The sequence below is a fragment of the Kaistella flava (ex Peng et al. 2021) genome (assembly GCF_015191005.1).
Taxonomy (GTDB): domain Bacteria; phylum Bacteroidota; class Bacteroidia; order Flavobacteriales; family Weeksellaceae; genus Kaistella; species Kaistella flava.
Genome location: NZ_CP040442.1, coordinates 303,952 through 327,831 on the forward strand (window position 1 = coordinate 303,952; position 23,880 = coordinate 327,831).

Genomic DNA, 23,880 nt, shown 5'->3' on the forward strand with positions numbered 1-23,880 from the left:
TGGGTAATAAATAATCAGTTTTGATGAATTGGTTATTACTGATTATTTATTACTTATAAAAAGACTGGCTGCGTAGTTCAACTGGATAGAATATCAGATTTCGGCTCTGAGGGTTGGGGGTTCGAATCCCTTCGCGGTCACAAAGATAAAACGCAACATGTTAATTAATAACGTGTTGCGTTTTTGTTTTTAGGAGTTTCGTATTGCTTCTGTATTGTGAGCCTAAACCCGGTGTTGTTGATTGAAAATTGAAGCAATCCTACTTCTCACTAATACAAATATATTAAATTTTAATTTAGAATTTTTTTTATTTTAATCTTTCAGACAGCGGTTTCTTATGAAACCCAACTATCATATTTAATTTTGATTACCAAATTTCGTAAAAAATGACATTCAAACTATTTTGATTACCAAATATTAACATCAAACCCGATTAGAAATAGTCGGGTTTTTTCGTGCCTAAAAACTAAATAGCCGAGCAAAAAATGTTTTTATAATCCATGCCGTAATATTTGTGAAACCAACGAATATGAAAAAGTTTAAAGAAATGTTTTACAACATCGATGTGGAAGCAGTAATAAATATTTTAGATTCAATTATTTTGATAATTTGTGAAGTTATAAAATATTTGGATCATTTAAAGTTCTAGGATCGATCTTAATTTTTTCTGATTTACTCACTAATTTTTTACTTCGTTACCGTTCTTTTCAAGGACGAACGTTTGAAAATCAGTCGGATTGCATATTCGCAAAGCGGATAATAGCAAAATAGCTTTTCACAATATCGCCTGACTTACAAGTAGTTGTGGTGAATCGTCATCCATGGATGACGATTGCCGCAAATCTTCTGTTTTTTCCGCTTTGCTTTTTAATCTTCTTGGCGCCAAGAAGATCGTGTTCTAATCTTATTTTGGCGTGTGAAACTAATCGTCTGTCCGGGCATGTGATGTGCGTTCCGAGTGTTTCTACTCTTATTTTGGCGTGTGAAACTAATAGAGCGTTATTTGAAAGCATATTTCAATGAGTTGTAGTTTATCATGGAATTACTCTGAAATATTATTAACTTGGTGAATAATTATAAACATCAATTTATGGAAGATTTTCTTACTATTTACGTTGCAGCATACGTAATTTCGTTAATGATTTTTTATTTCGTCATTAAATCAGCTGTAAAAAATGCCATCAAAGAAACTAGAAATGTCGAGAATGAAACTGACCGACTTTTAAAAAGTATTCTTATAAAGTTAGGAGGCAATTTACCAGAGCTTACAAAAATTGACAATGATTTAAAAAATGATTTTAATATAAAAAAGAAAGTACTTAATAAAAAAATGACTTCTGATCGGACTTATAACGCAAAGATCAAAGAACTAGAGATTGAATTTGCTCAAAAGGAATACGATTTGAAATCTAAATTATAATTCTAAATAAAGACTTAGCGATATTTCTTCGAAACTCTCACTAAATCAGCCAAAGCAAGATTTCTTGCTTTGGAACTTTCACTAAATCAGTCAAAGTGCTTTTTCTCACTTTGAAAAACCAAAACGGGAATCCCCGCAACGGGATTGACTAATAAATCAACCAAAGGGCAGATTAGCCTTTTGGAGAAATAAACCTGACTATCGACCATAAAAAAGCCCCGTCGCTTCGGATCGATGGGGCTGGAATCAAGATTCCGAAATAAAGAGCATTTCAATACAATGATACAAAAGAGAAGCTAAACCTCAGTAATAAAAGGAGAAAAGCTACTTAACAATTTAAAATAAATATCATTTCAATTTTTATTCTGTGATATTCACCAACTTTTCTTTTCGTAATTTTTCAATATGAGTTCCGACAATCAGACGTAGAAATAAAGGAAGAGATTTATTCTTATAAAGTTCCTTCAATTCGTATTCCGTAGAATCTTTTGCTAAGGCTTCAAAGTCCTCATATTCCTCTTTGCCTAACTCCCGATACCCTTTGTCCTTGAATATCTGATTGACGCTAGCAAAACCTTTAAGAGGTTTAGTTTTTTGGCTTTTAATCGGTGACTTCTTGGAAGAAAGTCGGCGTTTATCTTTTGCCATTTTCTAATAGAATTTATATTTCTTTTCCAACCGATTTTGTCCCTTCTGCTTGATCCAAATAATTTATTACACTTGGAGGAATAGCCTCTTGCCCCATCATTTCAAGGACTTTATTAACGCCTATTAGAACGTCATTTTCTGAAAACTCACCCTCATAGGTTGGAAGTTCTGAAAGTTTAGTAAATGCCACATTTAAGGGCTTTACCTTCAATCTTTCTAATTCTTTTTGAATCGCTGTTTTAAATTTGTTTTGCATTTTTTTAAGTATTTATTAAATTTATTCTTTTAAATCATTTGCTAAATAGCTTTCCATAATCTTCGAAATGTAATCCTTGTTCTCAGAGAATTTTAGATCAATTAAGAAATTGGTTTTTTCGTCTGTTGTAAGTATTTTACTCGTTTCATGAATTATTGCAGTCGTTCTTTCAATCACTCCTTCTAGGGCCTTACCTTTTGCTACTAAAGAGACGTAACCTGCGAAGTCATCTAGCGATTTAACCTCCATGTATTGTATGTTTTTGAGGTCTTTTATTAAATTATTATATTGCAATTGGCTAATGTTATTTTGAATAAAATTTATCACCTCATCTACGTTAACTCTTTGCTTTACATAATTCTTTTTCAACTCATCCAAAGTGAGTTTTTCTAAAATCTTGTCTACTATCTCGTAAACTGTTTCTTTTTCTAAAGTAATTCCCATATTTTTTTTATTAAATTCCTGCTAATCCATTTTTCATTTTATTGTTCATCTCAATCAAAGTAGCGTCGATATTGTGCAATCGACGTGTATTCCCTTCAATCAAAACGAGTTGAACCAATGAGGCACGCAATACGTCTATGCTTGAAACCTGATTAATCCTCATCGCATTTATTTGTGCTTCTAACGCTCCCGCGGTCTTTTCGGTAATTCCCTTAATGTCGCCTTTTAGTCCTTGGGCGTTTTCGTTGGCATCTCCAAATAATTCAGTATAAGCATCTATGAACTGTTGACCATTTGCAGCGGCAGTAGCAATTTGTGCTTTTAAATCTGCGATCTCTTCTGGTGTAAATCCATTAAAAGCTCCGTTCCCATCTTTATCAAATCCAGCAGCGGCGAGAATGTTTTTATAAACGCCCTCCATCTCTTTTTCGAGAACTTTATTCAGTTGGTTTTTAAGGATATTCTTAACCATATCATCAAAGGCCTTATTTACCGCTGCGATACCGTCTTCTCCTTTGCTAAACGCATCCAATAAAGCGTCACCAATTTTCGAAGCCATCCCTTGAAGATCATCCTGAAGAACATCTTTTATAATTCCCTCTTTCAGCTGAATGATCGATTGATTAATGGCTTGCATTTGCTGATTGTACTCGTCAATTTTCCCTTGGTCCTTTTTCTTTTTAGAGCCCTCAGCATTCGCCATTGCCTGGAGGGCGATTTTTTGCTGCTCTAGGTTTTTAATCAGATCCCTTTGTCCGGAATATTTTTGAGAACCAACCATTCTTTCGGCAGCGAAAGCGACGGCATTGTAAGCGTTTTCTAGTTGTTTTAATGCAGCGGCTTGTTTCTTGATGTCACGTTCTTTTTTCTGGTCTCCGTTTATAGCTTTGCCAATGGATCCAATTAATTTTAAACCCGCTTGTATCATTCCCGCAACATCACCCGAAGCGATCGATTTCCCTAAATCTAAGGCGGAACTTCCTATTTCTATAATGTTTCCAATAGCGTCATTAGTAGCGTCGTCAAACCCTCCGAAAGCGTCTCCTATTTCCATGATGGAAGCTCCCATGGCGTTGAGACCATTTTTTGCAGCATCAAATTTTTGTTCGGTGGTAGCGGTATCGCTATTTAATATTTTAAAGGAATCGGCAAGTTTTTGAAAAGGATTATCATCAGAAACCTTTTTTAAAGCCCTAATTCTATCTTCAATAACTTTTATATCCGCTGCACTTCCACCATTGGCTAAAAGTTCTTTTATCTGGTTTTGAAGCTGAGGAATTAGTCTGTTTATTTCTCTTTGGGTCAAGTTGGCAATGTCTGAAAATGCCCTTTTCCACAAATCAGACCTTTTGAAAACATCTAAAAAAGCAGAAGCATATTCATCTCCTTTTGCTTTTGCGCTTTCGGTTAAAAGCTCCGATTTTTCATTTTCTGGTTTGTCTGAATTGTTTATCCCCTCATCAATAACTTTGTATTTCGCATCAATAGCAATTTTTTTCTGTTCAAAAGTTTCTTTTTCTTTTAGGAAATCTTCATAATATTGTTTTTGCCGCTTTAGCTCTTCTGCTTGCGCTTTATCAACCACGATTCCTTTAGCGTTTTTATTGGCTTCGGTTTCGTTTTCAAAACTTGCTTTTTTCAATTTCTCCAATTCAGAAATGAGTTTACCACCCGAAAATTTCGCTTTTAAAGTTTCTATTTTCTCATTAATACCATCGATAAAACTCTTTCCTCCAGTAAAGTCATTGAAAACATCTTGAACTGTTATTAAATCTTCTGCTGCTTGTTTTCCGTCGATTTTTTCAAGTGATTTACGGGTGTTTTCGAGATAATCAAAGAATGAAGTATCTTTTATTTTGGGAAACATTTTATCGATCACTTCTTTTGAATATCCGTTTTTCAAAAGCTCATCTCTCAATTCGATGGATTTCTTAGTTTCGTCGATTTGTTCCTGCTGTGATTTAGTAGCTATTTTATTTTCAGCTTCTGCAAGTCGTTCAGCTGCATTTATTCTTAATGCCTTAGCCTGTTCAATCGTTCCTTTTTGGCTTGTAGCATACTCTTTTCCGTATTTATCCAAGGCACGAAATGTAACCTCACCATTTTTGCCGACACGAACTAATGCACCGTCTAATAAAGCTATTTCCTGCTGAATCTCCCTTACACTTTCGTTATCGAAAACTTCTGATAATTGTTTACCTGCTTTTTCTTTTTTGGGTTTTTTGTCGGCCTTATGAACCTGATTAAACCCAAGTGCATTTGCTTGTTCTTCTAATTCTTTTTGTTTATTGATTCTCGCTAATGCTTCATCTCTCTTTTCATCAGACAATTTGTAAGCATCATTAATTTGATCTTCGACGCTTTGCCCTAACACCCCCTTAATCGTTGCTTTTATATTCTGCCAAACCGTAGGATCAGTTAATTCCTCCGTAGCATCAGCTTTCATTTTCAATGATTCTTTAAAATCCTCAACTGCTAATTGGGCGTTGGCTGCTGCTTCTGCTCTCAACATCATCATTTTTACAAAATCAGCGGATTGACTTTTTAAGACTTTTTCCGCATCGGAAACATTGTCTACTTCGGTCCCGAGTTTCTTAAACTCATTTTTATTATCGGTGACGAATTGGTTTTTAGCTTTTAAATCGTTTCCTAATGAGTTCCATCGGTTTTGTAAATTATAATAACTAACAAGCATTGTAGCGGCTTCATCCGCAAAAGCCTCAGTTAATTTTTTCTGATTTTTGGCTTGTTTTTCCTGTTCACTAGAAAACTTTTGGTACAGAATAATAGCGCCGGCGATTGCAACTGATAGCCCCAATGTTAATGTAGCCATTAAAACAGTTGCAGCAACATTCGAAATTCCCAACGCAACGGCTAATCGAGTATTTGCAGCAGTTAGGAAATTCTTTGCAGTTGTTAGAAAATTAGTACCCGCAACCCCCTGTGCTGTTCTTTGGTTATAAATCCCTTGCAGCGTTACCGCAACAGACATTAATGCCTGAGATTTAAGCATTATTTTATTTAAGTTCTCATTTTCAGAACCAAATAATCCAACTAAACTTTGAGCAACAGACAATCCACCTGCGACGGTTCCCATTCCGGCAATCAAACTAGACAGCCCGTCTTGTGATAATTGTTTTGTTTGCAAATTCGTCTCACGGGTAACTGTTCCTAATCGCTCAACTTCGTCAGACGCTTTTTTATACTCGACCGCATCAACATTTCGACCTTCCTTTAATTCTAAATTTAATTCAGCAAGTCTTTTTCTGGCTGCTAAATATTGAGCAGCTATATTGACTTGTTCAGCCGCCAACCCTTTAACAGCATCTGTAAGTGCGTCAGTTCTAGCAATAGCGTCTTGAATATCTTGTAAATTCAGTTGTTCTTTGCTTAAAACGTCTAATTTAACTGACGCTTGAATATCTTTTTGGGAACTGATAAAATCAATTCTTTTTTGAACATTATCTAATTCAACCAAAAGACCTTCACGCATGTAACTTGCCCACTCAATAGATTTTTGTTTAGCAAATTCAAATTCAGACCCTAAATTATTGCTACTTAAACCGATTGCTTTTAAGTTTTCTGGAATTTTTCCAGAGGTGATCCCTAGCAGGTTTTCAGATAATTCAGTGATTACAGCGACCGTTTTGCTTCCGACATTTTTAATTGAATTCGCTGATTTATCAAAAGTTCCATCTAAAGCTTCACCAACTTTCTCAGCTAGATCGCTAAATCCCATCAAATTACCTCCGACATCTTTGAGACCTGATTTAAGTTGTGATACATCCATTGTTGCAACGTATTGCAACTCTCCACCTGTTATTTCTGCCATTTTATTTAAAATTAAGTATGCTCAAAATAGAGGGATTTCGGAGCGAGTTATTAAAGTATGTTTCTGTTTTTAAAGATTATTGTAATTGAGTTCAGCCGGTTCCGTCAAATCATCCTGACGTGTTTTAAAGAATTTCACCCAAAATAAAATCCTGTTTTTTTCAGAAAGAAGAGAAAGAAACTCATTGATTTTATCAGACGCCTCCAAATGCAGTTTCATTAATTTCTCTGCTCTTTCAGAATCCAAAGAATCTTCAAACTTTTCTTTTAATGAGGTTAAAGCCTTTTCTGTAATGTGAACTTTACCATTAAGTATTGAGAGATTTCCTGGAATGTAATATTTGTATTGTTTATATTTTTCCAACTCCGAAATGCACTGTGAAATGAATTTCTTAACGTCTTCTCTGGCTTCTTCACGAAGAATTTTTGATTTTATTTCTGTGTAAATTTCAGAATCAAAATAATTATCTGGATTTCTTTCAAAATTTAGAAAGATCTTTTTTGCAATGGAATCAGTAAGTTTTAGATCATATTCATCTTTTAACTCCTGCATCATTGCCATTGTGCGTTCTGCGTAATTTTCGTGCTCTTCAATTTCTTGATTGTAAGCAAACTCGTCAAACTTTAATACTTTTTTTTCGAATGTTTCTTGCATGATTTTTATTTTAAAATTATTTGTTAAATTGTTTTTCTGGAGAAAAATCCTCCGCCTTATTTCCGGTCAGTGAAAAGACGTCAAGTTCCTTACCTCCCAAATCCTTAGCGCGGTTTTTTTTGGAATCGATGTAATCTTGAATTCCATCAGTTAGTTTTGGATCTCCTTTGATGATTCCCATTTCTTTTAAGACGGTCAGTAATTCTATTACTGTTTGCTCAGAAGATTGCTTTGCTGCTGCTGCAGCGATGTCTTCTATTAGTGAATTTGCCATGTCATTGTACTTTTTTATATTAATTTTTTGTTTTATTGAGATATAATCTTTGTCGAAATTTGTCCTGTCATAATTTTGGTTGAGGAAATACACAATTGAAGCCTTATTCCTTTCCAAAAATGCCGCTATATCTTTGTTTCGGGCTCCCATGCCGAAAGCCATAGAAGTAAAGAGAATACGTGCGGTTACGAGATCCTGAACCCTCGAACGTGAGCGCAAATCATCTTTTGTAATGCCTAGAATTTTTTCAATTGCATTTGCTGCCTTTAAAATCGCTAACTCGGAATTTACTTTGTAAGAAAATGTTTCAGATTGCCTGATCGTCATCATAGCTTTTAATTTTATTGTTTTTTATAACTTTCCAGAACTACTACTTCTATTGGTTGCATTGATTTGCATCTCTTCTTAAATTCATGTAATTGTACTCTGCGACCATAAAGAAAATATTCAGTAAAAACCTCACAACCTTTGTATTTGGTAACAACCGCAACCGGGCGTTGGAAACTTATTTTTTTTATCTGTTCTGGTGCCATATTTCTGAGTTTAAATACAATTGCAATACATTTTTTCTTTCAAATGCTTAATAAATCCTTTATTTATGGTGATTTACTTGGTTTAATTGTTATCCGTTCACGATTAGAGCCCTTATCTAACTACATAAACATGATTTGCAGTCTTTTGTCTTGACTAACCTAATCTAGTTTAAGGTTATTTGATGAGTTGCTATTGTGACCCTTTCGGTTTTCGAATAATGCCGTAAATTCAATAGTAGCACGATTTCAGCGCAAATAGTTTTTTTGCTAGTCCGCATTTTGGTGAGTTGCTTTGGGGTTGCTTTGGTTTTCCCGATTATTTACGTTCACTTTCTCGAAGGATTCCAAAATTTCTTCTGCTCTTTCTAATCTTTTAGCGGTCCAAGCCCAAACCCCGAAATCGTTTGCTTTTGGATATCGCTCTTTAAATTCAGTTTCGGAAAATATCTTCTTTTCAAAATCAACACACAGTGGCGTCAATTTTCGCATAAAAACTTCATAACCATACATTGTGTCGCTTTCGCTATTATGGATTGAAAATAAGTAACCACTATCAGTTGATTTGACTAATTTATAAGTAAAGCCATTCTGCGTAATCTCGTTTTGTAATTTTTGGACTTTCATTTTATGTGTTTTGTTATTTATTTTAATTGGCGTTTATCTTCTTTCTGCTCGGCTGAGTGTGCTTTGTGCTGCTGTTCCGTTTGATTGAGATGTATTTATTTCAAAGAATCCTTTCCAGCCTTTGTCTATGCTTTGTCTGATTATTAGACTTGCCATTGATTCATTTTTTTTCGAAAGATTAAATAATTCACTAAGTGCCTTTTGTTCGCTTTGCTCATCGAAATATTGGAATTTATCTTTCTTCTTTCGATATAATTTCCACAAATCCCAACTTGCTTTAAATTCTTTAGTTGGGAATGGAAATTCTATTTCTTTTTTTTGCGCAACTTTTTTTCTTTCTTCTGTTTTATTCAATGATTTAAAAGAGTTTACGGTGACGTTTGAGTTTAACCATAATTCAAAATTCTTTTTTAAATCTTTCTCACTTGACCACGTATTTTCTTCCCACCTAAACTTCTTTTCTACAAACTCATGGATTTTAGAATTTACTAGATCAATTCCTAATTTGTAAAACCTTGCAAGATTATCGATGGTTATTTTTTGGGAAAGTAAAAATTCTTTAGTTTTAATCTCATCGACGAAAATCGGGCGTATTACATCTACGGTTCTTTTAATACTATTTTCTATTTTAATACTATTAGAATCTATTAATAGTGTCGGATTTCCCTGATTTGGGTTTCCCTGATTTGGGTTTTCCGTATTAGCCTTATCCGTGTTTTCCGTATTTGGCTCGTATTGAGTATTATTGTATGGAATTTCGAAAAAGGTATATTCGGTATGACCAGATCTTAATTTTTGTTTTTTGACATATTTCGCTTGCTCTAGTTCTTTGATTCCAGAATAAACAGAATCTTTGGATTCTTTACACATCGTTATAATTCCGGCAACAGAAAACACCCAACTATCTGGCAAAGACATTATAAGTGCATGCATTCCTTTTGCTTTCAAACTCAAAGATCTATCGTGAAGAATTGTCTTTTCGTACTGAAAATAATTTTTAGAAAGTGATTTGTCAACTTTAACCCTATTCATTGTAACGGTGTTTTACTGTTACGTGAAATGTTAGGTAAGTTCCGGTTCGGATTATTGCGAGATTTGCAACTGAGAATTAAATTTGTCATATTATTTCGCACTTTAATTTTTGAGGGACCGCCTTTTTCCCAGGGCGGTTTTTCTATTTTATAAGTTCAGACTTCTTATAATAAATTTTACCACCGATCCTTTTAGGAGTGAGTTGTTTTGACTTTTCCCAACGCTCCAATGTACAGACGTGAACGTCCAAATAATCGGCTGCTTCTTTTCTATTAAGCAATTGTTCATCTTTCACTTCTGGCAAAGAAATACGTCCTATCATTTCACTTTGAATTTGCTGCTCTCCTAACTGTTTTTGTATAAGAGATTTCAAGCCAGATATTTCTTGTCTCTGTTCTTTTACTTCTTTGAGTAATTCTGCAAACTCAGAAAAAAGTTTTTGAAAATCCATATCGTTATTATTTTTGAAAAGAAATTGATTTTTATATAAAAGTTAGATAACTTTTCTATGCTCCAAAAGTACTTATAGGTAAGTGTTTGCCAATAAAAAAACCGTTCAAATCGTTGAACGGTTCAGGGCTAATTGTTTAATTATTTCGACGGTTATTTAATGCTGTAATTTTCTAATTCTATTAAAAATATTTTATTGCGCTTTTCTGTGTGCCCAATTTTACTGAAAGCTTTTTGATGATTGACCTCAAATTTTTTTAAAAAATCGACCTTACTTTTAAGTCTAATTACTTCTTTAGTTTCTTTCATTTCTTTACTAACGCCACGGCATCGGTCAAATATCCAATTAATATTAGAATCCCTTCCGTTACTTCTTAGTTCACCAAATTTGTCTAAAACTCTGTAAAAAAAATCAGAAGCATTCTTGCTGTAAAAAATACTATCATCATAATCTCCAACTTCTTGAATTTCTTTATTTTCTGAACCACTTTCGTTTTCTTGTGAATTGATAATATTTCCACCAATATTTCTTTGTGAAACCGCTCTTAAATTTTCTTTTCTTTCCTGTTCTATGTATTCATCGAGATAGGCGCAAATTGCTTCCATGCATTCTCGATAACAGATAACAGTTCCCTCGTGTAAATTTTCCCATCGGTCCGTATGGGGTGTTTCATCAATGCAATAAATTAAAGTTTCAAGTAACTTTTGGTTAACAGAAAATTTCAAATCAGGAATTAGAGCGGCATAAGTCCTTTTTAGAGCATCTTGAATATCTGTTCGTTGGTGAACTCCTTCCATTGAAACTTCTTCCAGAATAAGGATTACAGCATTCGAAATTCTCTCATTATACTCTTCCTGAACTTGATCGTATAAATTCCGGTATTCTTTGAGAAAATCAATTACAGGTCCGCCATATCCAGAAAAATTATCTCTGAAATTTTCTTTAAATTCCTCTACGTCAAGATAAGTAGTAAGCATATTTTTTACCTATTTTATAGTGCGGTTTTTGACCGTATTTAATCAAAGGTGATTTGAAACCACCTTTGAAAATATATTGTTGGAAATTTTAGAAGTGGGGCTTTACCAGTTTTTCACGCTCTGGCGAAATTGTTTCCTCATTCGTTCTAGTCTTGCTCAAAACTTCGTGCAGAACACCGTCAATAGTCATGTATAATTTGCCTGGTTTGCGTTGCGTTTCTTTTCTTAGCTCAACAGCGTAAGTATTACCATTTTCGAATAGAGTAGTTGTAGTTGTAGTTGTAGTTTCCATTTTTAGAATTTTTATGATTTTAAATTATTATTTATTTCTGTGATTACATTTTGAAGATCCGTAATTTCATTGAAATATGATTTCCGATTTTCTTCAAAATCTTTTCCCGACATCTGTGAGTAATTGAACAGATCGTCTATTAGTTTGTCGGCAATTCTGGCGAAACTTTGTAGTTTTTCCTGCTTCTGTTCTTGAAGTTCGTCAAGTGGTAAGTTGGTTTCCATATTATGAATTTTTAAGGGTTTGTGTTTTTTTTATTCTGAGAAAAGATAATTTTCAATTGCTGTTGTTTCTTCAGCTTCATCTGGCTCGATCAAACTATGTCTTATTTCTTGCCCATCGTAACATTCAACCAAAGAGAAGTCAATACTAATTGCCGAATTTTCACCCATGTTAAAATCTTCGGGGCTCGCAAAAGGAAAAATATAAGTAGAGGTATCGATTCCTACAACCTTCTCATTATAATATTCTTCCGCTTCTTCTCTTGCTTTAGATAGATTTTCGTCTTCAAATTTTTCAATATGACGGAACGGTTTTGTTTCGTTTTCATCTTTTTCAAAAGTTGTGGTGAATATGTCCACTTCATAATAGTATTTAGTCATCATTTTTAAGGTTTTTAATTAAGGTTTCAATATCGAAATGTTTATTCTTTATTAGTTCTTGCAGTTGGTTTAAGAGATCTTTATCTTTTGTATCATCACTATATAATGCTGCGAGTTTCGGCGCCGCTTCGTGTGCTCTGTCGGTCTTTTTTTTATTTACGTAGACAAGGAATGTTTTCTCGATAACATGTCCTGTGAGGTACATAATATCTGAAATAGGCATTTTCCCAAAGGCGTTACTCGCAAAACTTCTACGTCCAGAATGTGAGCTGAAAAATTGATAACGAGGAAGTTTAACATCTTTCTTTCTCCAAACTCCTTCTGATATTTCAATTAACTTTCGGCCCCAAACCTCATTTGTAAATCCGGCTTTTTCCAAAACCTTTTTAAGATATTCATTATATTTAGCATCAGAAATTTTGCGAGGAAAGTTCCCACCATGCTTTTGTAATATTTTTTCTAATTTGGGAATGATAGGAATTGACATTAACTCACCTGTTTTAGATTGCTCAAATTCAAGCAAACGCTGTCCGTTTTCTTCACGGATCATTTCTTTATTAAACCTCATGAAATCGCTTATCCTTTGCCCGGTGTAAAGTGATACTAAAAATAAATCCCTCACATTATCCAGTGACGGCATGAGACCTTCAAGATTTTCAACAATTAGAATTTCTTCCGGATTTAAAATTTCATGAATTATTTTCTTTAGTTGAGGTGCTTTGAAATCTTTGTGTTTTTTATGTAATTCGATACCTTCTAAACCTGCGCTTTTACATAGTGTAGAAATATATCCGAAATCTCTGTTAATAGTATGTTCAGCGTAATTTGCAACCTCACGTGAGTAAGTAATAAATTCTCTTCTGAAAAGATTGTCAATATCATAGATTTCAATTGTTTTTCTTCTAAACGCCTGGAAGGTTTCAAGTTTACTTTTCAGCACCCTGTATTTAGATTTCATTACATCATTCAACTCTTCATTTTCAATGAAAAAATCAATGTAGGAAACCAGATCGGTCGGAATTTCTTTTGACGCTTTGTTTTTTGCAATTAGTTCTGGAAAGTAATATTGGTTCACAATATTCTGCAACCATTTTTTATTTGTCAGCTCCGGCTCGGTGATGGCAAATGCTGAAAGTACCAACTCTTCAATTTCTTGGATATCGGTATTAATCTTAAGTTTTAGATTTTTAATAGCAGCATCCCGATTATTGGTATTTTTATTTTCACGATACAATTCCCAATCTTTAGCCGAAATAAACAAATTGCTTTTAGCATCCAGAAAGAATGCTTTAGCATCTGGTTTTTTCCCAATCCAAAATTGAAGTCTTACGGTAAGTGGTGCTCGATCCTTGGAGGAACGATATAAGAAATTAACAGTAGCCACAATAAATATTTTTCAAATCAACAATACAAATGTAGTAATTTTTGTATTGCAAAATACATTTTATTGCTTTTTTTTGCGGCGAATAATTTGAGATGAAAAATGAGTGAGGCGTAACACCTCACTATTAGATGGTTGTTTGAGTTCGTTTCGGTTCGTTTGATTTTATATTGGTTCGCTAGGGTCGAATCCCTTCGCGGTCACAAAAAAAAGGATAAAATTAATTTTTTATCCTTTTTTGTTTTTAGTGATGGTGAATTTAATATAATAGATTTTAAATCAATTGTTTATAGTATTTGCACGGTTAGTGAAACTAAAATTTATCGTTAAACAATTCATAGTGTTTTTAGTGAAAAATATATTATTAAAATAATTAAACAAAGTTTTAGTCAATTTTAAAATTTACCTTTTCTTTTATTTTTCTAGAATCATTAATATTTAAGAGGCTGGATTTATATTAGTTATTGATAAAATTATGAATTAGAATTTCTGATAACTTTTATTTATTTAGCTCAACTAAATCTTCTAAGTATTTCTTTAAATATATTGCCAAATTTGGTGGAGCATAAATAATAATTGGTGCTTTTGTTTTGCCACTATCTTTTAGATATTTGAACTTTTTAGTTTTTGAATCTAAGTACCTTCTAATATTCCTATAATCAATACTTTCAGAGTTATATTTAGGATTAATAATCAAAGATGTTAATTTACTTTTATTGTAATTATTTACAATTGAAAATGTGTCTATTTTACTAATTTTATTTAGCGGTATAGTTAATAGTTCGTTCTCAATAAAAAATTCCACTAAACATTCACAATTTGTATCAGTTTTATTTTGTACAATAAGGTCCCTACTAGTATTTGTAAAATTGAAAAAAAAATGTGTTGAAACATTTACTAGCCCTTTGCATTTTATTCCTTTATCATCTATGCATCTGTCATATGGTAAACTTAATTTATAGCTTGTAAGAACTTCTATAATATTATTAGTTTTTAAATTTAAATTAATTTCAATGTTAGTTTTAGGTTCGATAAATCCAAATGGATACAAGTTTTTTTCATCTTGTTGTGCAGAGATTTTGGATTCTTTATTACAGCTGATTATAGCTATTAAAAAAAATAGTATTAGTTTTTTCATACAATTAAATTATTTATCATTCTTATAAAATCTGTTAATTTATCTTAAACCTTAAATTTATTTTATAATATCATAATAATAATAATAAATATACAAAATACTTAGTAACTGAATATTCCGCTGTAAACTACACCACCATTCCGAGGCAAAGTGCACCATTTATTCCGAGACAAAGTGCACCACTTAAATGCATTATTTAAGAAAAAATCGCGAATTATATTTTTTGATGACTCATTAAAAAAGAGTGACATTCCGACACAAAGTACACCACTGAGGTTCAAGTAAACAAATTAATTGCTAGTTTAAATTCCACAAGAATAAAAGCTAGCATTATGGCAAATAAACCTCTACGTATGCAAAAAATTAAACAGATTTTACTGTTGATAGATCGCGGTTATTCACAGCGATCGATTGAAAAACAGACTTGTGTGAACCGACGAACTATTGCGGTTTACCTGCAAAGGCTTAAGGATAGCGGCTTTACCGTAAGTGAGCTCTTGAATTTTGACGAGGAAAAGCTTCATGTTATTCTATCCCCTTCTAGAGTGATTTCAGAAGAACGAGAACCTCGTCATGAGGTTTTGGAATCCCTTATTCCTTATTTTAAGACGGAACTTAATCGCGTGGGAGTTACTCGAAACCTTTTATGGCAAGAATATATTGTTCAGCATCCTGATGGCTTTGGATATTCCAGGTTTTGTGAACTTCTGCAAACCCATTTTAAAAAGCATAATGCAACGATGCACTTTGAGCATGTTCCCGGGCACTTAATGCAAGTAGATTTTGCAGGTGATAAGCTTCATTATTTTGACCCTAATACAGGAGAGCAGATTGATGTTCCTGTTTTTGTGGTAGTCTTGCCTTACAGTGGCTATAGTTATGTTGAAGCACTTACTAACGCATCCGTTCCACAAGTTATTCGCGCCTTAAACAATTCAATATCATACTTTGGAGGTTGTCCCGAGATTGCTAAATCAGATAATATGAAGCAATGGGTTGTTCGGTCTTGTCGATATGAGCCTAAATTTAATGATTTGATAGAACAATGGGGGAATCATAATCAAATCGTCTTGAAGGTTGCTCGTGTAAGGAAGCCACGTGATAAAGCCACTGTGGAAGGTGCGGTATTAAATGCTTACCGGCGTATTTACGCCCCTCTTCGCAATGAGAAATTCACCTGTCTTGAGGATCTAAATAAAGCCATAAGACTACAGCTTACAAAGCATCACGAACAAAACTTTCAGGGAAGAACTTACAGCCGTAAGGATCGCTTTGAGAATGAGGAGAAACCTCTACTACAAGCTCTTGTGCAAAAATCTTTTGTAATCAAACATTATACAAAAGCTAAAATCCAAAGTAACTACCACATTATGGTTGGTGAAGATAAACACTATTACAGTGTGCCATTTAAATACATTGGCAGTAGTGTGAATGTTGTTTATTGTACAGACCATATTGAAATTTATCTTCAAAATACCCGTATTGCATTACATAGACGGAACTACCGTCCATACACCTATACCACGTTGCCTGATCATCAACCGCCGCATCATAGACGGATAGGGGAACAAAACTTATGGGATCCAGATATGTACCTGCATCAAGCAGAACAGTATGGTCCCTGTACCCGTGCGTTCTTTAAAAAGGTAATGGAGGACAAAACAATCTTAGATCAGTCTTTTCAGTCCTGTCAAGGACTCCTACGTATCGCCAGGCAATACCCAGAGCGTATTGAAGGAGCATGCCAAAGAGCCTTAAGAGGGTGTCGTTTTAATTACAATACTATAAAAAACATTATTACGAATAAGATGGACCTTTTGGAAGAAAAGCCAAGTGAAGGCCACTCGCACAAGATTGGATCCCATAGCAATATACGCGGCTCCCAAGAATACAATTAAATTTATTTATATGAACACAGATCAAACAATTGAACAATTGCAAACACTTCGTTTAGGAGGTATGGCATTGCGGTACTCTGCCATTGCAGACTTGCCTGTTCACCAATTACAAAACGTGCATGAACTCGTAGCTTGTATCGTTCAGGCAGAAATCGAACATCGAGACCACGCAAAAACTCAAAAGTACCTCAAAGCTAGCCGACTTCGGTATTTTGCAGTCCCTGAAGAAATTATGTGTACCCCAGAGCGAGGAATCACGAAAGAACAAATTTTAAGGCTCTCGGATGGACAATTTATTAGAAGAGGCGAAAACGTTCTTATTACAGGAGCAACAGGCTGTGGTAAAAGTTATTTAGCTTGCGCATTAGGACGATCTGCGTGTTTATTAGGGTATAAAACTTTATATTTTAGTATGAATCGCTTTATGGACACTCTTATCCAAGTAAAACTTGATGGTACCTACCTTAAGTGGATCAAATCTATAGCAACGAACAAACTGTTAATATTAGATGATTTTGGACTCAAACCGATGGATCCAGATACAAGATTAACCTTACTAGATCTGCTAGAAGATCGCTATGCGCAAAGCTCTGTGCTCATCACGTCACAGCTTCCTGTTGAATCGTGGTACGACTACATTAATGAACCTACACTAGCAGATGCAATAATGGACAGAATGACAGCTTCGGCTCACCGTTTAGAATTAAAAGGTAAATCTTTGAGAAAGAAAAAAAATCATTAGCTTTGATTTAATACGAATCCAGGGGAAAGTCTAGGAAGTTTTTTATGAAATTAACTGGTGTACTTTGCGTCGGAATGAGTGGTGTACTTTGTTCGGAATAATCAGTAACCTAATTCTGTATTGATTTTTAATTGTGCAGCTTATATTTGCAATTAAAATTAAAAACGACAAAACTTATGTAAGCTTTGCCGTTTTTAATTTTGATTAAATCTCAGAATCGATTCAATCCGCTATATATAATGATGTGTTTTTTAATAAATCTGAACAGAACTGAATTAATTATTGGTCACTGAAAGTTTAACCTCAATATTATTTCTTGTGGCGTTCGAGTAAGGACAAACCTGATGCGCTTGTTCTGTCAACGACTGCGCTTCTTCTAAAGAAACACCGGGAACATTAACATCTAATTCAACCGCTAACCCAAAACCTCCATTTTCAATTTGACCAATGCTCACTTGTGCTTTTACGGTAGTTTCACCTGTTTCAATCTTTGCTCTCTTGATCATCAAGTTTAAAGCACTGTCAAAACATGCAGAATATCCTGCTGCAAAAAGCATTTCAGGATTGGCGAAGTCATCACTTGCGCCTCCTAAAGATTTTGGAGTTCTAACATCTAATTCTAAAATTCCGTTTTCACTTTTAACGTGTCCGTCGCGGCCGCCTTTAGCAGTTACGCTTGTTGTGTATAATGTTTTCATTTCTTATTTTTCTATGATTTGCATTAATTTGTCCACTGTTGCTTTCAATTCTAAAAGATCGTCGTCTGATAAATTGAGTTTTTCCGCCATTTTGCCTGGAATGGAGCAAGCCATTTTCTGTAAATTTCTTCCTTCCTCAGTTAGAGATACTTCGACAACTCGCTCATCTTCCTTTTTTCTTTTTCTAACTAAATAGGATTTCGCTTCCAGTCTTTTTAATAATGGAGTTAAAGTTCCGCTGTCTAAAAAAAGTTTTTCACCGATTTGATTAACGGTCAAACCATCATTTTCCCAAAGCACCATCATCACCAAATACTGCGAATAGGTAATCTCTAATTCCTCCAGAAAAGGGCGGTACATTCCTGTAATTTCTTTGGAGAGGACGTAGAGTGGAAAACAAATTTGGTTTTCTAATTTTGGGGTTTCTTGATTTTCCATAATTTCAAATCGGATTGATTAACTGAAATAATTATTTTTTAATGATAAATTCCTCCATCGGAATTCTCACTTTCTTCATGTGCGAAAGATAATCTTTCTCCAGATCTCTGTAACCTAGATAGAGTAGTGTCACACTTCTTAAACCCAGTTCTTTTAAACCTAGCATTTCATCAACCACTTCGTTGCTGAAACCTTCTGCTGGCGTACTGTCAATCTTCAATTCAGCAGCTTGAGCCATGGCTAAACCTAAAGCAATATAGGTTTGTCTCGCAGTGTGGGCAAAGTTTTCTTCCGCAGTCTGGGCATTATAAATTTCTTTTAATTTATCCGTATAACTTCCGAATCTTCCTCTTGGTAAATCTCTAACATCTGTGTGATGATCATAGACTTTATCAATTTTTTCATCAGAATAGCTATCCCAGGCAGCAAAAACCAAAACCTGAGAACAGTCTTTCATGACTTCTGGATTCAAAGCGCCTTGAACCATTTTCTCTTTCATTTCCTGATTTTCTACAACAATTACACGGAAAGGTTGAAGTCCTGAAGAAGTTGGAGCTAATCTCGCCGCTTCTAATATTGTATTAAGATCTTCTTGAGAAACTTTTTTTGAAGAGTCATAAGCTTTTACAGCGTGTCTCCATTTTAAATTTTCTATTAATGACATCTATTTTAAATTTTATTGTTATTTGGAATCGCAAATATAGTAAACAATTAAATTGTGTGCAATTTAAATGGGGCTAAATTTTTATTTATTTTTAGAATTAGTGATTAATTGTTTTATAATAAAAATCTGATCTTCTCAAATAGGGTTATTTACCTTCTTTTTAAATAATTAAATTTTATATATTTACATACACACAAATGACATGAAAAAATTTACTTTTTTTCTGATTATCCTCTTATGCGGTATTCAGGTATTTTCGCAGATTAATATCACAAAAGACAATTCGTTTGGGAATGGCGGTGTTTTCACAACGGATGTTAGTTTAGGCCAAACAATTCTTAATAGTAATTTACTTGTTTTGCCGGATAATTCTATTCTATATATTATAAATGGCGCCGACAAAAATCAGATTCTGAAACTTAAACCCGATGGTAGTTTGGATTCCAATTTTGCGAACAACGGCACGCTGGATTTTCAGGAAAATAACTTTATGAATGCCGTTCTGCAGGGTAATAAAATTATCATTTATTTTGGACCTAAACCAGCAGATTTTGATAATATTTACGAAGATTCAAAAATATTAAGATACAATCGAAATGGAACTTTGGACACTACTTTCGGGAATAATGGAATTTTAAATGAAGTTACAGAAAATACAAACCCACAATCTCTGAGTGTTATAGTTCTTGCGGATCATAGTTTGATTGTTACGAATTCGAATGCCACTTATCCTAAGAAATTCACTGTTGATGGTCAATTAGATTCAGGTTTTGGAAACAATGGTGAGATTATTTATGATTATCATTTTCCTCTCGGCCAGTCTTTAAACGGGAAAATTGCCACGTGTGATGTCAGTTCGCTTTCTTCCTCTATATATTCATTTTATGACTTGAACTCGTTAGCGACAAACAAAGTTTTGAATTTAAATACTACTGCTACTCACCAATACAATGGTTTTACCTTGCAGAACAAAACTAATATCTCGACAAGAATGACCGATAATGGAATGGTTTATTCCATTTTTGCATACCAGAATTATCCACTTCCGACTTTCAGCAGATTGGCTGTTATCAAGAATGAACAATTAGATCCTAATTTTAATGGAAATGGATTTTTAACTTCTGAAAATGAAGAACGATTTTTAGATAGCGGATTTAAAAATAATGTGTTTTTGATTTTGAATCAAAAAGCAAATCAAAAAGCGCTCAGTGCCTATTCTTCGACTGGGAATTCTTTGAAAATTAATAATATGACCGACTTTAATCTTTTGTCTGGTCACGAAATAGAGATGAAGGACGATTATATTTTAGTCAATTCTATTATTCCAGATGATAATCAAAATCTTGTTGGTGTTAAAATTGAAAAGTTTTTAATAGTGAATGAACTGCTCGCAACCTCAAATAATAGTCTTAAAAAGATAGAAATTGAAAATCCAGTAAAGGAGTTTTTAAATATTAAAAATGCTGAAAACGCTGAGGATTTTGAGGTTTATAATATTGAAGGTAGAAAGGTTCTAACTTCCAAAAACTTCAAGAATATCAATACTTCTAATCTTCCAAAAGGAAGTTATATCCTGAAAATTAATATGAAAAACGGAGAATTGTTTTCAAAGAAATTAATTAAGAATTAAAAGATTTTCTTTTATTTTAAAGAACAAAAAAACCGTCTGAACTTTCAGACGGTTTATATATTTAAAAGAAAAATTTCTTCTTATCCCAATTTTTTAGCATCAGCAACAAACTGCGCTAAACCTTTATCAGTCAATGGGTGATTCAATAAATTAAGAATCGAATCTAATGGTGAAGTAATCACATCTGCACCGATTTTCGCACAGTTAATAATATGCATTGGTGAACGGATCGACGCTGCAAGGATTTCTGTATCGAACATATAGTTATCAAAAATAATCCTGATTTCTTCGATCAGGTTCATTCCGTCTACTGAAATATCATCTAATCTTCCCAAGAATGGAGAAACATAATTCGCTCCAGCTTTTGCAGCCAGTAAAGCTTGTCCAGCGGAGAAAATCAAAGTACAGTTGGTTTTGATTCCTTTGTTTGAAAAATATTTTAAAGCTTTAATACCGTCTTTAATCATTGGAATTTTCACTACTATATTCGGGTGAATTGCTGCTAATTCGTCACCTTCCTTAATCATTTCTTCATAAGTGGTGCTCAAAACTTCTGCAGAGATATCTCCGTCCACGATTTCGCAAATGGTTTTGTAATGGTTCAGAATTGCTTCTTTTCCACTGATTCCTTCTTTTGCCATTAATGATGGATTGGTGGTCACTCCATCTAAAATTCCTAAATCCTGTGCTTCTTTAATTTGCTCCAGATTAGCGGTGTCGATAAAAAATTTCATATTACTTTTTGTTTTTGCAAAGGTAAGATTTTCGGGTGCAATAGGAAAATGATTTTGGTCTTAAAAAAGGAGTAGCTGAAATCTTTTTAACCACAAAAGTCACAAAAGTTTTACCTATTATAAAATGTTTTGAAGACATTAATAGATTTAGTTCTTCTTAAAAAATCTCAAGTTGTTATGTGATGTAAAAGTCCATATAAGCAGATTTAAAATTCATGAAGGAAATCTTAATCTTCTTAATTTTTAACTAAAAACTTAATGATGCAGTTTTGTGTCATTTGTGAAATCATTTGTGCCATTTGTGTTTAAGAAATCTCCGAAATGAAATTAATAAAAAACTACTTCGCAGCAAGTTTCTCTTCAATCACTGCCAAAGCAGATTTTACATCCCGCATTTTTTCCATAGAATCGGCATCGATTTCAATATCAAAAACTTCTTCTACATCCAAAATCACATCAACCAAATTGGCCGAATTAATATTTAAATCGTTGATGAAATCTGTGTTTTCATTGATGTTTTTTAAAGCTTCCTCATTTTTGACATAAGGTTTTACGATTTCTTTTAATTTTTGAATTGCCTCTTCCTTGTCCATATTGAGAATTAAATTTTATTAAGAATATTTTTTAAAGATAATACATCCATTCACGTCACCAAAACCAAAACTTACTTTTGCAGCAATATTAATTTCCTTTTCGATTAAATTTAGTGGAATACATTCCGCATCTATAATTGCAGTAATTTCTGGATTTAAATCTTCGCAATTGATATTCGGTGCTACAAAATTTTCCGAAAGTTGCAAAACTGCGGCGACACATTCTACACTTGCTGCTGCAGAAAGGCAATGTCCCGTTAAAGCTTTTAATGAATTGATATAAGGGAAATCTTTCCCGGATCTATTTAAAGCGGTTGATAAATTCTGAATTTCGGTAGCATCTTTTGAAGTCGCGGTTAAATGTCCGCTTATATAATCGATGTCTTTAGCTTCAATGCCGGATTCTATAATTGCGTCTTTTACACATTTCTGAACAGCGGTTGAATTTGGTGCGGTCATACTTCCACCGCCGCGTTGTCCGCCGCTGTTTAGATTTCCACCCAAAATTTCGCAATAGATTTTCGCATTTCTTGCCAAAGCCGATTCCAAATCTTCGATAACCAAAGCGCCAGCACCGCTACCAGGAACAAATCCTGCTGCAGAAGCGCTCATCGGACGAGAAGCAGATTCTGGTTTGTCATTAGATTTAAAACTACAAACTTTTATTGCATCGAAACCTGCCCAAATATAAGGTCCGGAATCACTTGTACTTCCTGCCAAAATACGTTTTGCTTTTCCGGATTTTATGCGGTCGAAAGCCATTAAAATACTTTCTGTTCCTGTAGTACAAGCAGAAGAATTGGTCGTGACTTGATTTCCCAAACCTAACTTTCCACCTAAATAAGCAGAGATTCCACTGTTCATAGTTTGAGAAACCGCCGTACTTCCTAATCTTCGGGTTTGTAGAGCATCGATTTTATAAATGCTTTCACGGAACTTTTCAATTCCAGAAGTTCCTGCGCCGAAAATCGTTCCGCTTTCCCAATCTGGATTTTCTCCATCTGAAGGTTCTAATCCGGCATCTTTCCAGGCATCTAATCCTGCGATAACGCCGTACATAATTCCCGTTGAATTAAAATTACGGAGTTCTAAATCGGTGAAATATTGGTTCAAGTTTTCTTTAACTATTGGCGGAGTTCCAGAAACTTGACAGGAAAATTGTAAGTCGGCTAATTGCTGATCAAACTGAATACCAGAGCGACCTTCTTTTAAAGCAGACCGGAAACTCTTCAAACCAACTCCATTGGGTGCAACGACTCCTAATCCTGTGATGACAACTCTTCTTTCCATTTTAATTCACTTTAATGATTCCCGCAATTGTTCCCTCACAAACGATTTCTGATTGTTCATTCAGAATCTTCACTTTGCATTTTAACTTGTTAAATCTAAAGTATATTTTCTCTGAAATCACGGTCACTTTCTCACCCGGAAATACGGGTTTTAAGAATTCAATAGCTGTGGAAGTTAAACCGATCTGACTTTCTTCAGTCAAATCATCGCCAACCAGAAAAATTCCCAAACAAACCAATCCGATTTGTGCCATTGTTTCCGTTAAAATAACTCCTGGTGTTATTGGATTGTTTTTAAAATGACCTTTGTAAAAATCTAAATCTTTTTTAAAAGTAAAATTTCCAGTCACCCCATTTTCATCAACGCTCACCAAATCATCCACAAATAAAAATGGAGTAGAATAGGGTAGTTTTTCTAAAATTTCTTTGTTTTTCACTTTGGTACTTTCGCTTTTGTGAAGATGCGAAAAAAAATAATATTTTAGCCTTGGTGAAAGCAATTATTTTAAAGTTTTACATGTCATCAATGATATGTTTTTGGATTGCTATTTTGTAATACATCAATAAGGAGTGAGCATCCTCATTAAAGAAATGACCGTGAACTTTAAGAAAATCTTATCATGGGTCAACAAGACT

Annotated in this window: 27 protein-coding genes and 1 tRNA gene; 5 read left to right on the forward strand and 23 right to left on the reverse strand. The window is 33.9% G+C overall.

The features are described 5' to 3' along the window. The first annotated feature begins 66 nt into the window (after nt 1–66). Nucleotides 67–140: transfer RNA gene (locus tag Q73A0000_RS01325), tRNA-Arg, on the forward strand. Nucleotides 141–1,090: 950 nt separating this feature from the next. Beyond that, the gene (locus tag Q73A0000_RS01330) at nt 1,091–1,420 is read left to right on the forward strand and encodes a hypothetical protein (protein ID WP_193812294.1); all 330 of its coding nucleotides are present in this window, start codon (nt 1,091–1,093) and stop codon (nt 1,418–1,420) included. Nucleotides 1,421–1,780: 360 nt separating this feature from the next. Here the strand turns inward: Q73A0000_RS01330 and Q73A0000_RS01335 are convergent, their stop codons facing one another. The 16 genes from Q73A0000_RS01335 to Q73A0000_RS01410 form a co-directional block, all read right to left on the reverse strand. Then, a complete protein-coding gene (locus Q73A0000_RS01335) occupies nt 1,781–2,068 on the reverse strand; it encodes a hypothetical protein (protein ID WP_193812295.1) in 288 nt (95 codons plus the stop codon). A gap of 13 nt (nt 2,069–2,081) precedes the next feature. Beyond that, entirely contained in the window at nt 2,082–2,324 is a 243-nt protein-coding gene (locus tag Q73A0000_RS01340; RefSeq protein ID WP_193812296.1) for a hypothetical protein, read from the reverse strand. A 21-nt stretch (nt 2,325–2,345) separates the two neighbouring features. Further along, a complete protein-coding gene (locus Q73A0000_RS01345) occupies nt 2,346–2,768 on the reverse strand; it encodes a hypothetical protein (protein ID WP_193812297.1) in 423 nt (140 codons plus the stop codon). 10 nt (nt 2,769–2,778) lie between these two features. Then, the gene (locus Q73A0000_RS01350; RefSeq protein WP_193812298.1) at nt 2,779–6,600 is read right to left on the reverse strand and encodes a hypothetical protein; all 3,822 of its coding nucleotides are present in this window, start codon (nt 6,598–6,600) and stop codon (nt 2,779–2,781) included. A gap of 69 nt (nt 6,601–6,669) precedes the next feature. Further along, nucleotides 6,670–7,254 carry a hypothetical protein gene (locus tag Q73A0000_RS01355; RefSeq protein WP_193812299.1) on the reverse strand — a complete coding sequence of 195 codons (585 nt, stop codon included), beginning with the start codon at nt 7,252–7,254 and terminating at the stop codon, nt 6,670–6,672. A gap of 16 nt (nt 7,255–7,270) precedes the next feature. Beyond that, complete coding sequence (locus Q73A0000_RS01360; RefSeq protein WP_193812300.1) at nt 7,271–7,858, reverse strand: hypothetical protein; 588 nt, start codon at nt 7,856–7,858, stop codon at nt 7,271–7,273. A gap of 11 nt (nt 7,859–7,869) precedes the next feature. After that, nucleotides 7,870–8,061: a hypothetical protein gene (locus tag Q73A0000_RS01365; protein ID WP_193812301.1), complete on the reverse strand. Its 192-nt coding sequence runs from the start codon at nt 8,059–8,061 to the stop codon at nt 7,870–7,872. A gap of 267 nt (nt 8,062–8,328) precedes the next feature. Then, nucleotides 8,329–8,685, reverse strand: coding sequence for a hypothetical protein (locus Q73A0000_RS01370; RefSeq protein WP_193812302.1), 357 nt, complete (start codon nt 8,683–8,685; stop codon nt 8,329–8,331). Nucleotides 8,686–8,718: 33 nt separating this feature from the next. Further along, nucleotides 8,719–9,717, reverse strand: coding sequence for a hypothetical protein (locus Q73A0000_RS01375; protein ID WP_193812303.1), 999 nt, complete (start codon nt 9,715–9,717; stop codon nt 8,719–8,721). Nucleotides 9,718–9,859: 142 nt separating this feature from the next. After that, nucleotides 9,860–10,168: a helix-turn-helix domain-containing protein gene (locus tag Q73A0000_RS01380; RefSeq protein WP_193812304.1), complete on the reverse strand. Its 309-nt coding sequence runs from the start codon at nt 10,166–10,168 to the stop codon at nt 9,860–9,862. A gap of 152 nt (nt 10,169–10,320) precedes the next feature. Beyond that, nucleotides 10,321–11,145, reverse strand: a complete 825-nt coding sequence (locus Q73A0000_RS01385) for a hypothetical protein (RefSeq protein ID WP_193812305.1) — start codon at nt 11,143–11,145, stop codon at nt 10,321–10,323. An 88-nt stretch (nt 11,146–11,233) separates the two neighbouring features. Beyond that, nucleotides 11,234–11,437 (reverse strand): hypothetical protein, encoded by a 204-nt coding sequence (locus Q73A0000_RS01390; RefSeq protein ID WP_193812306.1) that lies wholly within the window; start codon nt 11,435–11,437, stop codon nt 11,234–11,236. A gap of 11 nt (nt 11,438–11,448) precedes the next feature. Then, nucleotides 11,449–11,661: a hypothetical protein gene (locus tag Q73A0000_RS01395; protein WP_193812307.1), complete on the reverse strand. Its 213-nt coding sequence runs from the start codon at nt 11,659–11,661 to the stop codon at nt 11,449–11,451. Between the two features lie 30 nt (nt 11,662–11,691). Next, complete coding sequence (locus Q73A0000_RS01400; protein WP_193812308.1) at nt 11,692–12,042, reverse strand: hypothetical protein; 351 nt, start codon at nt 12,040–12,042, stop codon at nt 11,692–11,694. Beyond that, the gene (locus Q73A0000_RS01405) at nt 12,032–13,423 is read right to left on the reverse strand and encodes a phage integrase SAM-like domain-containing protein (protein WP_193812309.1); all 1,392 of its coding nucleotides are present in this window, start codon (nt 13,421–13,423) and stop codon (nt 12,032–12,034) included. The genes Q73A0000_RS01400 and Q73A0000_RS01405 overlap by 11 nt, the downstream gene beginning before the upstream one ends. Before the next feature lie 496 nt (nt 13,424–13,919). After that, nucleotides 13,920–14,558, reverse strand: coding sequence for a hypothetical protein (locus Q73A0000_RS01410; RefSeq protein ID WP_193812310.1), 639 nt, complete (start codon nt 14,556–14,558; stop codon nt 13,920–13,922). A gap of 332 nt (nt 14,559–14,890) precedes the next feature. On the opposite strand from Q73A0000_RS01410, the gene istA reads away from it, so the two are divergent. Together istA and istB are read left to right on the forward strand one after the other, a co-directional pair. After that, complete coding sequence (istA, locus tag Q73A0000_RS01415; RefSeq protein WP_244140780.1) at nt 14,891–16,456, forward strand: IS21 family transposase; 1,566 nt, start codon at nt 14,891–14,893, stop codon at nt 16,454–16,456. Nucleotides 16,457–16,466: 10 nt separating this feature from the next. Further along, the gene (gene istB / locus Q73A0000_RS01420) at nt 16,467–17,198 is read left to right on the forward strand and encodes an IS21-like element helper ATPase IstB (protein ID WP_193812311.1); all 732 of its coding nucleotides are present in this window, start codon (nt 16,467–16,469) and stop codon (nt 17,196–17,198) included. 275 nt (nt 17,199–17,473) lie between these two features. Here the strand turns inward: istB and Q73A0000_RS01425 are convergent, their stop codons facing one another. Genes Q73A0000_RS01425 through Q73A0000_RS01435 form a run of 3 tightly spaced genes read right to left on the reverse strand, consistent with a single transcriptional unit; the run spans nt 17,474 to nt 18,998 of the window. Further along, nucleotides 17,474–17,896: an organic hydroperoxide resistance protein gene (locus tag Q73A0000_RS01425; protein WP_193812312.1), complete on the reverse strand. Its 423-nt coding sequence runs from the start codon at nt 17,894–17,896 to the stop codon at nt 17,474–17,476. A gap of 3 nt (nt 17,897–17,899) precedes the next feature. Further along, nucleotides 17,900–18,334 carry a MarR family winged helix-turn-helix transcriptional regulator gene (locus tag Q73A0000_RS01430; protein WP_193812313.1) on the reverse strand — a complete coding sequence of 145 codons (435 nt, stop codon included), beginning with the start codon at nt 18,332–18,334 and terminating at the stop codon, nt 17,900–17,902. Between the two features lie 31 nt (nt 18,335–18,365). Continuing rightward, a complete protein-coding gene (locus Q73A0000_RS01435) occupies nt 18,366–18,998 on the reverse strand; it encodes an NAD(P)H-dependent oxidoreductase (protein WP_193812314.1) in 633 nt (210 codons plus the stop codon). A gap of 202 nt (nt 18,999–19,200) precedes the next feature. On the opposite strand from Q73A0000_RS01435, the gene Q73A0000_RS01440 reads away from it, so the two are divergent. Beyond that, a complete protein-coding gene (locus Q73A0000_RS01440) occupies nt 19,201–20,628 on the forward strand; it encodes a T9SS type A sorting domain-containing protein (RefSeq protein WP_193812315.1) in 1,428 nt (475 codons plus the stop codon). Nucleotides 20,629–20,708: 80 nt separating this feature from the next. On the opposite strand, the gene fsa is transcribed toward Q73A0000_RS01440, so the two are convergent. The 4 genes from fsa to Q73A0000_RS01460 all read right to left on the reverse strand — a co-directional run bounded on the left by fsa (nt 20,709) and on the right by Q73A0000_RS01460 (nt 23,681). Continuing rightward, a complete protein-coding gene (gene fsa, locus Q73A0000_RS01445; protein ID WP_193812316.1) occupies nt 20,709–21,362 on the reverse strand; it encodes a fructose-6-phosphate aldolase in 654 nt (217 codons plus the stop codon). Nucleotides 21,363–21,700: 338 nt separating this feature from the next. Then, nucleotides 21,701–21,955 carry an acyl carrier protein gene (locus Q73A0000_RS01450; protein ID WP_193812317.1) on the reverse strand — a complete coding sequence of 85 codons (255 nt, stop codon included), beginning with the start codon at nt 21,953–21,955 and terminating at the stop codon, nt 21,701–21,703. Nucleotides 21,956–21,973: 18 nt separating this feature from the next. Beyond that, nucleotides 21,974–23,245 (reverse strand): beta-ketoacyl-[acyl-carrier-protein] synthase family protein, encoded by a 1,272-nt coding sequence (locus tag Q73A0000_RS01455; protein ID WP_193812318.1) that lies wholly within the window; start codon nt 23,243–23,245, stop codon nt 21,974–21,976. Nucleotide 23,246: 1 nt separating this feature from the next. Beyond that, nucleotides 23,247–23,681, reverse strand: a complete 435-nt coding sequence (locus Q73A0000_RS01460; protein WP_193812319.1) for a 3-hydroxyacyl-ACP dehydratase FabZ family protein — start codon at nt 23,679–23,681, stop codon at nt 23,247–23,249. Nucleotides 23,682–23,880: the final 199 nt, after the last annotated feature.